11 protein-coding genes and 1 other RNA gene are annotated in these 14,103 nt (G+C 42.7%); 10 read left to right on the forward strand and 2 right to left on the reverse strand.

All coding sequences use genetic code 11. From position 1 onward, the window contains the following. The first annotated feature begins 14 nt into the window (after positions 1–14). From tpiA to AC3A54_RS12835, 10 genes are all read left to right on the forward strand, one after another. On the forward strand, positions 15–776 hold the full coding sequence (gene tpiA, locus AC3A54_RS12790; protein WP_487654735.1) for a triose-phosphate isomerase: 762 nt from the start codon (positions 15–17) through the stop codon (positions 774–776). Beyond that, positions 769–2,301, forward strand: coding sequence for a 2,3-bisphosphoglycerate-independent phosphoglycerate mutase (gene gpmI / locus AC3A54_RS12795; RefSeq protein ID WP_487654736.1), 1,533 nt, complete (start codon positions 769–771; stop codon positions 2,299–2,301). Before tpiA ends, gpmI begins: the two co-directional genes overlap by 8 nt. A gap of 52 nt (positions 2,302–2,353) precedes the next feature. Then, complete coding sequence (gene eno / locus AC3A54_RS12800) at positions 2,354–3,652, forward strand: phosphopyruvate hydratase (RefSeq protein ID WP_335547854.1); 1,299 nt, start codon at positions 2,354–2,356, stop codon at positions 3,650–3,652. 109 nt (positions 3,653–3,761) lie between these two features. Further along, the gene (locus AC3A54_RS12805; RefSeq protein WP_487654737.1) at positions 3,762–4,679 is read left to right on the forward strand and encodes a DUF7916 family protein; all 918 of its coding nucleotides are present in this window, start codon (positions 3,762–3,764) and stop codon (positions 4,677–4,679) included. A 122-nt stretch (positions 4,680–4,801) separates the two neighbouring features. Beyond that, on the forward strand, positions 4,802–5,035 hold the full coding sequence (gene secG, locus AC3A54_RS12810) for a preprotein translocase subunit SecG (RefSeq protein WP_307285392.1): 234 nt from the start codon (positions 4,802–4,804) through the stop codon (positions 5,033–5,035). A 134-nt stretch (positions 5,036–5,169) separates the two neighbouring features. Next, on the forward strand, positions 5,170–5,916 hold the full coding sequence (locus AC3A54_RS12815) for an alpha/beta hydrolase (protein WP_487654738.1): 747 nt from the start codon (positions 5,170–5,172) through the stop codon (positions 5,914–5,916). Between the two features lie 72 nt (positions 5,917–5,988). Further along, a complete protein-coding gene (gene rnr / locus AC3A54_RS12820; protein ID WP_487654775.1) occupies positions 5,989–8,313 on the forward strand; it encodes a ribonuclease R in 2,325 nt (774 codons plus the stop codon). Between the two features lie 93 nt (positions 8,314–8,406). Beyond that, complete coding sequence (gene smpB / locus AC3A54_RS12825; protein ID WP_308082561.1) at positions 8,407–8,874, forward strand: SsrA-binding protein SmpB; 468 nt, start codon at positions 8,407–8,409, stop codon at positions 8,872–8,874. A 195-nt stretch (positions 8,875–9,069) separates the two neighbouring features. Next, positions 9,070–9,404, forward strand: a transfer-messenger RNA (tmRNA) gene (gene ssrA / locus AC3A54_RS12830). An 876-nt stretch (positions 9,405–10,280) separates the two neighbouring features. Next, positions 10,281–11,537: an MFS transporter gene (locus AC3A54_RS12835; protein WP_487654739.1), complete on the forward strand. Its 1,257-nt coding sequence runs from the start codon at positions 10,281–10,283 to the stop codon at positions 11,535–11,537. Positions 11,538–11,580: 43 nt separating this feature from the next. Here the strand turns inward: AC3A54_RS12835 and arcC are convergent, their stop codons facing one another. Both arcC and AC3A54_RS12845 read right to left on the reverse strand, forming a co-directional pair. Next, a complete protein-coding gene (gene arcC / locus AC3A54_RS12840) occupies positions 11,581–12,543 on the reverse strand; it encodes a carbamate kinase (protein ID WP_487654740.1) in 963 nt (320 codons plus the stop codon). Between the two features lie 43 nt (positions 12,544–12,586). Continuing rightward, complete coding sequence (locus tag AC3A54_RS12845; RefSeq protein WP_487654741.1) at positions 12,587–14,077, reverse strand: YfcC family protein; 1,491 nt, start codon at positions 14,075–14,077, stop codon at positions 12,587–12,589. Positions 14,078–14,103 lie beyond the last annotated feature (26 nt).

Raw genomic sequence — 14,103 nt, forward strand, 5'->3', positions numbered from 1 at the left:
AGGATGTGCTTTTAATGCGTAAACCAATTATTGCAGGTAACTGGAAGATGAACAAAACCCTTTCTGAAGCAAGAAGCTTTGCGGAAGAAGTGAAAGGTCTTGTACCTGCAACAGATAGAATCGATTCTATTATTTGTGCACCTGCTTTATTTTTACAAAACCTTGTAGAAGTAACAGAAGGTAGCGATGTGAAAATTGGTGCTCAGAACATGCACTTTGAAGAAAACGGAGCGTTTACAGGCGAAATTAGCCCGAAAGCACTTGCAGATCTTGGTGTGAACTATGTCATCATTGGCCACTCTGAACGCCGTGAAATGTTCAACGAAACTGATGAAACAGTGAACAAAAAAGCGCTAGCAGCGTTTAAATACAACTTAACTCCAATCATTTGCTGTGGAGAAACGTTAGAACAGCGTGAAAATGGTGAAACCAATCAATTAGTTGGTGACCAAGTGAAGAAGGCATTAGCTGGTTTAACTGATGAGCAAGTGAAGCAATCCGTGATCGCATACGAACCAATTTGGGCGATAGGAACTGGTAAATCTTCTACTTCAAAGGATGCAAACGATGTTTGTGCTCATATCCGTCAAGTGGTTGCACAGCAATTTTCTCAAGATGTTGCGGACGCGGTTAGAATCCAGTACGGCGGTAGCGTGAAACCGGAAAATATTAAAGAATACATGGCACAGCCTGATATTGATGGTGCATTAGTAGGCGGAGCAAGCCTTGAAGCACAATCATTTTTACAGTTACTGGAGGCAGGCAGTTATGAGTAAATCTCCAGTTGCTCTGATCATCCTTGATGGTTTTGGATGTAGAGGAGAACAAAAAGGAAACGCGGTCGCACAGTCTAAAAAACCAAACTTTGACCGCCTCTGGAGCACCTATCCACATTCCCATTTAACGGCATCTGGTGAGGCAGTTGGCCTTCCAGAAGGACAAATGGGGAATTCTGAGGTAGGACACTTGAATATTGGTGCAGGACGTATCGTGTACCAAAGCTTAACTCGTGTAAACATTGCCATTCGTGAAGGTGAATTTGAAAAAAATGAGACTTTTACAGGTGCAATGGAGCATGTGAAAAAGAACGGCACTGCCTTACACTTATTCGGCTTACTTTCAGATGGCGGTGTTCATAGCCATATTCAACATATGTTTGCCCTATTGAAGCTAGCAAAAGAAGAAGGCGTTGAAAAAGTTTATATCCATGCTTTCCTTGATGGCCGTGACGTGGGACCAAAAACAGCTGAAAAATATATTCAGCAAACTTTGGATAAAATGAAGGAGTATGGCGTGGGTGAATTCGCAACCATTTCAGGCCGTTACTATTCAATGGACCGTGACAAGCGCTGGGAGCGTGTAGAAAAGTCTTATCGTTCTATGGTATATGGAGAAGGTCCAGCCTACACAAACCCAATGGATGTTGTAAAGGATTCCTATGAACATGGTATCTTTGATGAATTCGTAATCCCATCCGTGATTACAAAGGAAGATGGACAGCCAGTTGCAACGATTCAGGACAATGATGCGGTTATTTTCTATAACTTCCGTCCGGACCGTGCGATTCAGATTTCCAATACATTTACGAACGCTGATTTCCGTGCTTTTGACCGCGGACCAAAGCATCCAAAGGATCTGTTCTTTGTCTGCTTAACACACTTCAGTGAATCTGTTGATGGGTATGTAGCCTTTAAACCATCAAACTTAGACAACACGTTAGGTGAAGTCTTGGCTCAAAATAACTTAAAGCAGCTTCGAATTGCGGAAACAGAAAAATATCCTCACGTGACGTTCTTTATGAGCGGCGGACGCGAAGAGAAATTCCCGGGCGAAGAGCGGATCTTAATCAACTCTCCAAAGGTTGCAACCTATGACCTTAAGCCAGAAATGAGTGCATATGAAGTTACAGATGCATTGCTCAATGAAATCCAAAATGATAAATTTGATGCGATCCTCTTGAACTTCGCTAACCCAGATATGGTTGGACACTCTGGAATGCTTGAACCGACAATCAAAGCAATTGAAACGGTGGATGAGTGCCTAGGAAAAATTGTTGACCTGATTCTTGAAAAAGGTGGTACAGCAATTATTACAGCAGACCATGGGAATGCCGACGAAGTAATCACTTTAGAAGGCGAGCCAATGACTGCTCACACAACAAATCCTGTTCCTGTTATTGTAACCAAGCAAGGTGCAGAGTTACGTGACGGCGGAATCCTTGGAGATCTCGCTCCAACTATGTTAGATTTATTAAAGGTTGAAAAACCAGCCGAAATGACTGGAACTTCATTAATAAAATAAAACCGTTCGTTTCAATCGGACTAATTAAACCATTTATAAGGAGAGATATTAAATGCCATTTATTGCAGATGTATACGCTCGTGAAGTATTAGACTCCCGTGGTAACCCAACAATCGAAGTAGAAGTATTCACAGAATCAGGTGCGTTTGGTCGCGCTCTAGTTCCAAGTGGTGCTTCTACAGGTGAATACGAAGCAGTTGAACTTCGTGACGGTGACAAGTCTCGCTACCTTGGTAAAGGTGTTCTTAAAGCAGTTGACAACGTGAACGAAATCATTGCGCCGATGCTTGTAGGAGAAGAATTCAGCGTACTTGATCAAGTATCGGTTGACCATGCATTAATCGAGCTTGATGGAACAGAAAACAAAGGTAAGTTAGGTGCAAACGCAATCCTTGGTGTGTCTATGGCCGTTGCTCATGCTGCAGCAAACTACCTTGATATTCCTTTATACCAATACCTTGGCGGATTCAACTCTAAGCAGCTTCCAGTTCCAATGATGAACATCGTTAATGGTGGAGAGCACGCTGATAACAACGTAGACATTCAAGAATTCATGATCATGCCTGTAGGTGCTCCAAGCTTTAAAGAAGCACTTCGTATGGGCGCTGAAATCTTCCATACATTAAAATCAGTTCTAAAAGCAAAAGGTCTTAACACAGCTGTTGGTGACGAAGGTGGATTTGCTCCAAACCTAGGTTCAAACGAAGAAGCTCTTCAAACAATCGTTGAAGCAATCGAAAAAGCTGGCTACAAGCCTGGCGAAGAAGTTATGTTAGCAATGGATGCTGCATCTTCTGAGTTCTACAACAGAGAAGACGGTAAATACCATCTTTCTGGCGAAGGTGTTGTGAAGACCTCTGCTGAAATGGTTGACTGGTATGAAGAGCTTGCATCTAAATACCCAATCATCTCTATCGAAGACGGTTTAGATGAAAACGACTGGGAAGGTCACAAGCTTTTAACTGAGCGCCTTGGCAAAAAAGTTCAATTAGTTGGTGACGATCTATTCGTAACTAACACGAAGAAGCTTTCAGAAGGTATCGAAAAAGGTATCGGTAACTCCATCCTTATCAAAGTTAACCAGATCGGTACACTTACTGAAACATTTGATGCAATTGAAATGGCTAAACGTGCAGGCTACACAGCTGTTATTTCTCACCGTTCTGGTGAAACAGAAGATAACACTATTGCTGATATCGCAGTTGCAACAAATGCAGGTCAAATCAAGACTGGTGCACCATCACGTACAGACCGTGTAGCTAAATACAACCAATTACTTCGTATCGAAGATCAATTAGGTGAAACTAGCCAATACAACGGCCTTAAGTCTTTCTATAACTTAAGCAAGTAATTTTTATATTCAAAGGCACTCCGCATTCCGGGGTGTCTTTTTTCTACCATAAATATACAATTTGTGGTATTTTTCATATAGATAGGAAAAAATTTTGGGAGTTGATCATTTGAAACGTTTATTAGATTGTACAGCTACTGACTTTGAAAAAATGACAGGAAAAGAATTGAAGCAAAGTATTCTCGCATCAGAGGGAAGAACGATTGTGGCGGAAGTAATCGGAAGCATTACCCCATATTATCCTGCCGTGACCAATGCAGAAATGGCCGCCGCATTTGGAGCAGACCTCATCTTATTAAACTTCTTTGATGTGTTTAATCCGACAATGGAGGGATTACCTGAAGTGGTGCCTGACACCATTGTGCATACCCTGAAAAAGCTCGTAGGCCGTCCCATTGGACTAAATTTAGAGCCAGTAGATCTCACGGCGAAGCAGGTTGAAGCTTTAATTGAATTACCTGAAGGAAGATTGGCTACTGAAAAATCATTGCAAAAGGCAAAAGAGCTAGGCTTTGATTTTGTATGCCTGACAGGGAATCCTAAAACAGGCGTATCGAATGCAGAAATTACAAAGGCTATTCAAGTGGCCCGAACCGTTTTCGGCGAAGATGGATTGATAATAGCTGGTAAAATGCATAGTGCGGGTGTTGCTGGTGAGGTAGGTGGCAGCTTGATGTCAACCGAAACCTTACATTCCTTTATTGAAGCAGGAGCAGACATCATCCTCATTCCATCACCAGGGACGGTGCCAGGCTTTACGATTGAAAGAACAGCCAAGCTAGTCGATAGTGTCCACGAAAAGGGAGCACTTGCGATTTTGACAACAGGAACAAGCCAAGAAGGTTCAGATGAAGCAACCGTTAAACAGATCGCCTTAAATAGTAAAATGGCAGGTGCCGATTTATATCATATCGGTGATGCAGGAGCAGCGGGAATCGCGATCCCAGAAAACATCACAGCCTACTCAATTGTAGTAAGAGGAAAGCGGCATACATACGTCAGAATGGCATCGTCCATCCTAAGATAGGGGACAGTCCCCCGGCGCTTTAACGCAGTGGGGGACAGTCCCCAGAATTGTATTGTCTAATGGGAAATAATATGGTAAATTTAATATACTGTGAACTGTACGTCTAACAGGAGGTGGCTTACATGCATGCATTGGTCGTAACATTATTAGTTATCGTAAGTATTGGTCTTATTGCGGTTGTTTTACTTCAATCTGGTAAGAGCGCTGGATTATCTGGTGCCATTTCTGGTGGTGCTGAATCCCTATTCGGCAAACAAAAAGCACGTGGAATTGATTTGATTTTACATCGTATCACGATTGTATTATCAGTATTATTCTTCATACTTGCGCTTGCTGTTACTTACTTTAAAATCTAATATAAGCACTCAAACCTGGCCAACCAGCCAGGTTTTTTGTTTTATCTGAATAGACAAAGTCGTTTTTCTGGAATGTTCACCACGTCATTGCTTAAACTATACTAAGTGAATTGAAATAAAAGGAGTTTTTTAAAATGAAAGTTGCTTCACCGAAACCATTTACCTTTGAAGGAGGAAAGCGAGCGGTATTGCTGCTCCACGGTTTCACTGGAAACTCGGCTGACGTCCGGATGCTGGGACGTTTTTTAGAAAAGAAAGGCTATACCTGCCATGCACCTCACTACAAGGGTCATGGGGTGCCACCTGAGGAACTCGTACATACTGGTCCAAAAGATTGGTGGCAGGATGTCATGGCTGGCTATGAATTCTTAAAAAATAAAGGGCATGAGGAAATTGCAGTAGCCGGACTGTCTCTTGGCGGCGTATTTTCCTTGAAATTGGGTTACACTGTACCTATAAAGGGTATTGTACCGATGTGTGCCCCGATGTATATAAAAAGTGAAGAAGTAATGTACGAAGGAATCCTCGAGTATGCTCGCGAATTTAAAAAGCGTGAAGGAAAATCAGACGAGCAAATCGAAATGGAAATGGAAGAGTTTAAGAAAACTCCAATGAGGACATTAAAGGAGCTTCAGGCATTGATTGCTGATGTTCGCGGAAATGTGGACATGATTTACGCCCCAACCTTCGTCGTTCAGGCACGCCACGACCACATGATTAATACGGACAGTGCAAACATTATTTACAATGAAATCGAGTCAGTTACAAAGGATATAAAATGGTATGAAGAATCTGGACATGTAATAACGTTAGATAAAGAACGTGATCAGTTACATGAAGATGTCTATGCTTTTTTAGAAAAACTTAACTGGCATGATTAATAAAGCACCCATAAAGGAGGGATTGGCTTGGAAGATTACATCCAAAAGCATGTTGACCGGCTTTTGCAATATATGAGGGATGAGGCCTACAAACCATTAACAGTCCAAGAGCTTGAAGAAGCATTTGGTATTCAGGATTCTAGTGACTTTAAAGAGTTTGTAAAGGCTCTTGTTCAAATGGAGGAAAAGGGTCTAGTTGTACGCACTCGCAGTAATCGGTATGGCCTGCCGCAAAAAATGAACTTAATTCGCGGTAAACTGATTGGTCATGCGAAAGGATTTGCGTTTGTCACCCCTGATGAACCAGGAATGGATGACATTTTTATTCCGCCAAATGAAACAAATACCGCAATGCATGGAGATACCGTTCTCGCTCGTGTTTCCTCGGAAACATCTGGGCAGCGCCGGGAAGGAAGTATCATCCGCATCATTGAACGCGGCGTTCAGCAGGTAGTAGGAACCTATGTTGAAAGCAAAAGCTTTGGCTTTGTGATTCCTGATGATAAAAAGTTCGCCAGTGATATTTTTATTCCAAAAGCAGCTTCTAAAGGAGCGGTTGAGGGACATAAGGTAGTCGTTAAGCTTGTTACATATCCTGAAGGGAGAAAAAGTGCTGAAGGTGAAGTCATCACCATTCTCGGTCATAAAAATGACCCAGGCGTGGACATCCTTTCTGTCATACATAAGCACGGTCTTCCTATGGCTTTCCCGGACGATGTACTGCAACAAGCAAATGAGGTGCCTGACACCATCGATGAAAGTGAATTAAAGAACCGCCGTGATTTACGGAACGAAACCATTGTTACCATTGATGGTGCCGATGCAAAGGACCTCGATGATGCGGTAACCGTTTCAAAGCTAGAAAACGGTAACTACAAGCTCGGGGTTCATATTGCCGATGTCAGCTATTATGTTAAAGAAGGTACACCAATTGATGTCGAGGCGGAGGACCGGGCAACCAGTGTGTATTTAGTTGACCGCGTGATTCCGATGATCCCGCACCGTTTATCGAATGGAATCTGCTCGTTGAATCCAAAAGTAGACCGACTGGTTTTATCCTGTGAGATGGAAATCACATCAGATGGCGCTGTTGTTTCACACGAGATTTTCCAAAGTGTCATTAAAACAACAGAGCGTATGACCTACTATGATGTGAATATGATTCTTGCGGAACAGGATGAAGAAACTAGGGCAAGATACGAATCGCTTGTCCCAATGTTCGAAATGATGGAAGAGTTGGCCGCCATCCTACGAAACAAACGGATGAACCGAGGCGCCATCGATTTTGATTTTAAAGAATCAAAGGTGCTGGTGGATGAAGAAGGAAAACCGACTGACGTCGTCCTTCGTGAGCGTTCAGTAGCTGAGCGTCTAATTGAAGAGTTTATGTTAGCTGCCAATGAAACGGTAGCGGAGCACTTCCACTGGATGGAAGTACCGTTTATTTACCGTATTCACGAGGATCCGAAGGAAGATAAGCTCAGGAAATTTTTCGAGTTTATCACGAACTTTGGTTACATCGTAAAAGGGACAGCCAACGATGTTCACCCTAGAGCGCTTCAAGAAATTATTGAAGAAGTTCAAGGAAAGCCGGAAGAAATGGTTGTTTCGACCGTTATGCTCCGTTCGATGCAGCAGGCAAAATATAATCCTGATAGCCTTGGCCATTTTGGATTATCAACGGAGTTTTACACGCATTTCACGTCACCGATTCGTCGTTATCCGGATACCATCGTCCACCGCTTAATTCGCACCTATTTAATTGAAGGAAAGCTCGATGAAAGGACAAGGGAAAAGTGGAATGCCCGCTTGCCTGAAATTGCCGATCATTCTTCAAAAATGGAGCGTCGGGCTGTGGATGCCGAACGTGAAACGGATGAATTGAAAAAAGCGGAATACATGGAAGATAAAATTGGTGTCGAATACGATGGCATTATTAGCTCGGTAACCAATTTTGGAATGTTTGTTGAGCTGCAAAATACGATAGAAGGTCTCGTTCATGTTAGCTATATGACCGACGATTATTATCGATTTGATGAGCGCCATTACGCGATGATTGGTGAACGAACAGGAAAAGTGTTCCGAATTGGGGATGAAATTACCGTTCGGGTTGTAAAAGTCAATAAAGACGAGCGTTCGATTGATTTTGAAATTGTCGGCATGAAGGGTACCCGCAGAGAGCGGACAGAGACACCGAAGGTTTTCAAAACGGGTAGTGATACGAAAAAGCCGCGCCGGAACAAGCAGCAAGAAGGTGGAGGTGGCGGTGGTCGTAATCGCGACCGCAATAAGTCGGAAGCTGGCGGCACTGGCACCGGGCAGGGCCAAAAGAAGAAGAAACGCAAGTTTTACGACAACGTACCAAAATCGAAGAGTACAAAACGAAAAAATAAATAATCGCGGAAAGGGAGCCTTAAGTACGAGGCTCTCTTTAAATTGTAGTCGTTTGTCTGTTCTGTTAAAATGGATGGTAAGACGAGGTGAAAAACGATGCCAAAAGGTGAAGGAAAAGTAGTCGCTCAAAATAAGAAGGCTTACCATGATTACTTTATTGAAGAAACATATGAAGCGGGAATTGTTCTACAGGGAACTGAGATTAAATCGATTCGCGCAGGAAAAGTGAATCTAAAGGATGCCTATGCTAGAATTCAAAATGGTGAAGCTATTCTTTTTGGAATGCACGTCAGCCCCTATGAACAAGGAAACATTTTTAATCATGACCCATTACGAACACGTAAGCTATTACTTCACAGACGTGAAATCAATAAGCTGATTGGGGAAACGAAAGAAGCAGGCTATGCCTTAGTTCCATTGAAGCTTTATTTAAAAAATGGTTTCTGTAAGGTTTTATTAGGGTTAGCAAAGGGTAAGAAGAATTATGATAAGCGTGAAGTGTTAAAGCAAAAAGAGGCGAAGCGTGAAATTGAACGAGCATTCCGCGATCGTCAAAAGATGTAAGGCTGTGGGTTCGATTTCTTGAACTGGAAATTATTTTACAGATACTTACAATTGAAAAATGTTTTGAGTGTGTTATAATAAGTTTGTCGCTAAGAGACGCGACATTAACTTTTGCTCTTACAAACGTTCGAGCAATCCTAACGTCTGATGCAGAAACCTTTAATTAGATTTCAGCTCATTTTATAATGGGGACGCTACGGATTCGACAGGGGTAGTTTGAGCTTAGGTTGCGAGTCGAGGGGATCGGCCTCGTTAAAACGTCAAAGCCATAACTGGCAAAACTAACAACAACTTCGCTTTCGCAGCTTAATACTGCATAGCGGTTCCTCCCTCCATTGCCCATGTGGTAGGGTAAGGGACTCACTCTAAGTGGGCTACGCCGGATTCCACCGCCTGAGGATGAAGGAAGAGAACAACCAGGCTAGCTGGCCGGACGCCGGTCGATAGGCAAAAGGATCAGTGAAACGCCAATATATCGACTACACTCGTAGATGCTTAAGTGCCGATATCTTTGGACGCGGGTTCGATTAGTAATTAGTCGCCTTATGTGGTAACACATAAGTGAAAATTCGGCTTTATCGGTGAAACCTACGTCGCACGATTTGCGATAGGGCAATGCCGAGCGGTATGTGGAGTAATCCAACAGCCGTGTATCGACTTATAGGCTGCCATGCTTTGATGGTAGTACTAGGATGCGAAATCCATACCTTGAAGAGGTAAATTTATGTTTCGCATAAGACGCCGAGGGACCTGTTGAAGCAGGTTCAAGATATAGTCAGTGCCATGACGAAAGCATGGAAGAGCACGTCCCGCCGTCTCCACCATACATAGGTGGATAACAAGATCAGCAGAAATGCTGGTCTTTTTTATTTTGTCTTTTTTTAATAAATAAAATAAGAATACTAATTCCCATCGATGGAGAAAAAGGGAGGAAACGGTAACTAGTACAACGGATTAGTGCCCGTCACGTCGTAAAAAGGTTGAGAACGGTAACTAGTGAAGCGGACTAGTGCCCGTCAGGTCGGAAAAAAGTTGAGAACGGTAACTAGTGAAACGGACTAATGCCCGTCCAATGAGAGAGAGACTTGGAACGGTAACTGGGGATGATGAGACAGGTCAACTGAGGTGACTCAAACAAAAAATACTATCACTTGATTTACTTCTTCAAATCCTATACAATCAAAATACCAAAAAGCGGAAGGGTGACCTTGTAACGATGATCTTTTAATCCTATTTTAGATGAAAAAAATCGTGATAAATACGATCGTTTTTTCTTGGATAGGATTAGTCTGTACTTTTATACAAGTCGGAAAGATCATTACTTCCCCATCAATTACGGGATATAATGTCACTCGAATATTGTATAGTACTACCTCCTGTCCAAAAATTAAACAGGAGGTTTTTATATGGATTTAACCAATAAAGAAGTAACACCCTCATCAACAGGCAACTTATTCCGAAACAGAGTATTTTTAGCCATCATCATGTCTGGACTATTCCTTCAAATTGGAATTTGGGTCCGGAACTTTGCCGTTTTACTTTTTGTTATGGATCAAACAAATGGGGATGCATTCGCCGTTTCCATGATTTCAGTCGCTGAATTTGCACCAATCTTCATCTTTTCCTTTATCGGCGGAACCTTTGCAGACCGCTGGGCACCGAAAAAAACGATGGTGTGGTGTGATATTTTAAGTGCTATATCAATATTTGTTGTGCTGATTACCCTAGTATTGGGCACATGGAAAGTAGTATTTTTCGCTACATTAATCTCAGCCATACTCTCACAATTCTCCCAGCCATCAGGGATGAAATTGTTTAAAATGCATTTGTCAGAAAGCCAAGTCCAAAGTGCAATGTCGGTATATCAAACGGTTTTTGCTCTTTTCATGGTATTAGGACCGATTATTGGCACATTCGTCTTTCAATCGTTTGGAATTGACGTCAGCATCGCTGTTACTGGTGTAGCCTTTTTGCTTTCTGCAGGAGCACTTGCTTTCCTTCCAAAAGACCGTCCAATGGAGGAGGCAGGAGAATCTACCTTACTACAAGAGATGAAAAGCGGAATAAAGTATGTTTTAGGAAAAAGAGAATTAAGTCTATTAGGCATGTGCTTTATGGCTGCAGGACTTGGAGTAGGATTTATTAATCCTCTAAACATTTTTCTTGTCACTGAACAATTAGACCTCCCGAAAGAGAACCTACAGTGGCTGCTTATGGTCAATGGAGTCGGAATGATCTTGGGTGGGGCTTGCGCGATGATATTTGCTAAAAATGTTCCACCACAAAGACTCCTTGTGTTTGGAATGCTCGTTAATGGTTTAGGTATTGCTGTAATGGGATTCTCAACAAATCTATGGATTACTTTACTTGCAGAGTTTTTTAGTGGTCTCATGATGCCGTGCATTCAAATTGGAATCAACACCTTGATTTTACAAAATACAGAAGAAGCCTTTATTGGCCGGGTAAACGGAATTTTAAGTCCATTATTCGCAGGATCAATGGTCATAACAATGAGTCTCGCTGGAGTTCTAAAAGAGCAATTTTCCTTAGTGACAACGTTCGAAATGTCAGCCGTCTTGTTTATTATCGGGGTATTAGTGATTTTACCGATTTACAACCAGAAAGTGCAGTCAAAGCCTGATATCATTCAATCTACCGATTAAATATAAACCCTCTTTGAACTGAGTTCAAAGAGGGTTTTTCCTATTACGCCAACACTTCCGCACCGCGCAAACTCACTACAGTTCCAGCTTTACCTTCAAGAGCATGAAACGCCTGATCCAATGAAGTAATAATCGTTTTGCGGTCAGGACTTGTTGCCGCAAAATTAATGGCAGCCTCTACCTTTGGCAGCATGCTTCCAGGAGCAAAATGACCATTTTCTATAAAAGCCCTTAATTCAGCAATACTCACGTCTTCTAATTTCTTCTGTGTTGGCTTGTTAAAATCAATGTACACATTATCAACCGCAGTTAAAATGATTAACGCATCCGCATCTACCAGCTCAGCCAACTTTTGCGAAGCAAAATCTTTGTCAATTACCGCCTCAATTCCGAGTAACCCGTGTTCTGTTTCTAAAACAGGAATACCGCCGCCACCAACCGCAATAACGATGTTGCCTTTTTCGACTAATGAATTGATTACGGAATGCTCTAAAATACTCACGGGCATCGGTGAAGGAACCACCCGCCTCCAGCCACGTCCTGCATCCTCTTTAAAGCAGGTATTGGTTGATTCCATGATTTCCTTCGCTTCCACTTCACTATAGAAGGGTCCAATCGGCTTCGTCGGATTAAGAAACGCAGGATCCTGTTTATCCACGGCTACCCTTGTTACAACTGTGACGACATTTTTATCAATTCCGCGCTCTTTTAATACTTTATCCATCGCATTCTGCATCCAATAGCCAATCATTCCCTGGCTCATCGCTCCGCACGTGTCCAGGGGCATGGCCGGATTTTTCGTTGAATCAGCTGCCTTTTGCTGCAGGAGAATATTACCAACCTGTGGACCATTACCATGGGAGATAATAATATCAATTCCCTTTTCAATAAATTGAACAAGTTGCCGGGCTGTTTTTTCCAATGCTAATTGCTGCGCTTCTGCAGTTGCATCCCCCGATTGAATGGCATTCCCGCCGAGCGCAATCACCACTTTTTGCTTTGTCATGATTAAACCCCTCTTCTTTTTGAAAAATGGCCCTTATAAACGATTAACTAATAATGGTGGCGATACTCAAAATCACCATCACAATCACAGAAAGTGACAAAACTAACTTCCAAACATGTTTTAGGTAGGTGCTATATGGAACCCTTGCAATCGCCAGTGCTCCCATGATAACGGCACTTGTAGGGGTCAGTAGGTTTACCACTCCAGATGCACTCTGGTACGCCGTAATCACTAAATGTCGGCCAACTCCGGCGAAATCAGCCAACGGTGCCATGATCGGCATTGATAAAGTGGCAAGACCTGAAGTCGATGGCACAAGAAAGGATAGCGGCAAATAGAACAAGAATGATAGATTGGTAAATAGGACGGAACCCATGTTATCAAGCAGTCCTTCGCCCCAATGGAGCACGGTCGCAGTCATACCGCCAGCATCCATGACAACGGTAATTCCGCGTGAGATGCCAATGATGAGGGCAACGCCTAACAAATCTCTTGCCCCATTCACAAACGTGAAAGTAAACTCAGATTCTTTCATTCTATAGATAAAAGCGATAATGATGGAGGAGGTTAGGAATAACATCGTTAACTCGCCAAACCACCAGTCGCCAAGCGGAAGGACCCCGCCGAGTAATTTCCCAATGAACGGAATTTTTGCTACGGCCTTGGTGAAATCTTCAAAAATAGTAATATTAAATTTATAAGCCCATGGAATGACTCCTAAGATCATGACAACAAAGGTTAAACCAAATACCGTAAGCACGGCCTTATGACGGCCGGTAAATGTAACTTCTTCTGCTTTCTGTGATAAAAAGTGCTGTTCATTTTCTGTTTTCAGCTGGGCAATCAATGATTTAGATGGGTCTGCCTTTACTTTTTTTGCATAACGCATGACGAAAATAATTGTGAAAATAAGCGTGACTGCAAGGATGATGAGGCGAAGTCCCATCCCATCTCCAATTGATATTCCGGCAAATCCAGAAGCGATCCCCGTAGCAAACGGGTTAACGGTGGATCCTAAACAACCAACCCCTGCACCAAGGGCGATAATCGAGACAGCGGTTAAAGCGTCATAGCCTGCTGCTATCAGTACTGGAATGAGGATGGGGTAAAACGCGATGGTTTCCTCTGCCATCCCGTAGGTGGAACCACCAATTGCGAATAGAACCATAAGAATCGGAATTAGCCATTGCTCTCGTCCCTTTAGCTTGCGGATGACCCGAGTAATCCCGGCGTCAATCGCACCCGTCTTCATCACTACCCCTAAGAAACCGCCAATCACTAGAACGAACAAGGCAATATCCTTCGCATCGAAAAAGCCGTTGATCGGAGCATTTAGCACTTCCCACACCCCTTGGGGTGTCTGTTCGTCACTTGGGAGCTGCTGGTAGGTTCCAGAGACAGGAATTTCTTTTTCCGTCGCTTTATCCACTTTTGTATCATAATGCCCACCTGGGATGACCCAGGTGAAGGCAGCAATTACAACAATAATCAGGAATAATAACGTATAAGCGGTAGGCATCTTGAACTTTTTCATGAGTATTCCTCCATTAGTCAAATGGC

It is taken from the genome of Neobacillus sp. Soil_C_43, assembly GCF_057656715.1.

Bases quoted from the DNA above. Each gene is read 5' to 3' on its own strand.
- tpiA (WP_487654735.1), top strand. From the start codon at position 15: ATGCGTAAACCAATTATTGCAGGTAACTGGAAGATGAACAAAACCCTT.
- gpmI (WP_487654736.1), top strand. From the start codon at position 769: ATGAGTAAATCTCCAGTTGCTCTGATCATCCTTGATGGTTTTGGATGT.
- eno (WP_335547854.1), top strand. From the start codon at position 2,354: ATGCCATTTATTGCAGATGTATACGCTCGTGAAGTATTAGACTCCCGT.
- secG (WP_307285392.1), top strand. From the start codon at position 4,802: ATGCATGCATTGGTCGTAACATTATTAGTTATCGTAAGTATTGGTCTT.
- AC3A54_RS12815 (WP_487654738.1), top strand. From the start codon at position 5,170: ATGAAAGTTGCTTCACCGAAACCATTTACCTTTGAAGGAGGAAAGCGA.
- rnr (WP_487654775.1), top strand. From the start codon at position 5,989: ATGAGGGATGAGGCCTACAAACCATTAACAGTCCAAGAGCTTGAAGAA.
- smpB (WP_308082561.1), top strand. From the start codon at position 8,407: ATGCCAAAAGGTGAAGGAAAAGTAGTCGCTCAAAATAAGAAGGCTTAC.
- AC3A54_RS12835 (WP_487654739.1), top strand. From the start codon at position 10,281: ATGGATTTAACCAATAAAGAAGTAACACCCTCATCAACAGGCAACTTA.
- arcC (WP_487654740.1), bottom strand. From the start codon at position 12,543: ATGACAAAGCAAAAAGTGGTGATTGCGCTCGGCGGGAATGCCATTCAA.
- AC3A54_RS12845 (WP_487654741.1), bottom strand. From the start codon at position 14,077: ATGAAAAAGTTCAAGATGCCTACCGCTTATACGTTATTATTCCTGATT.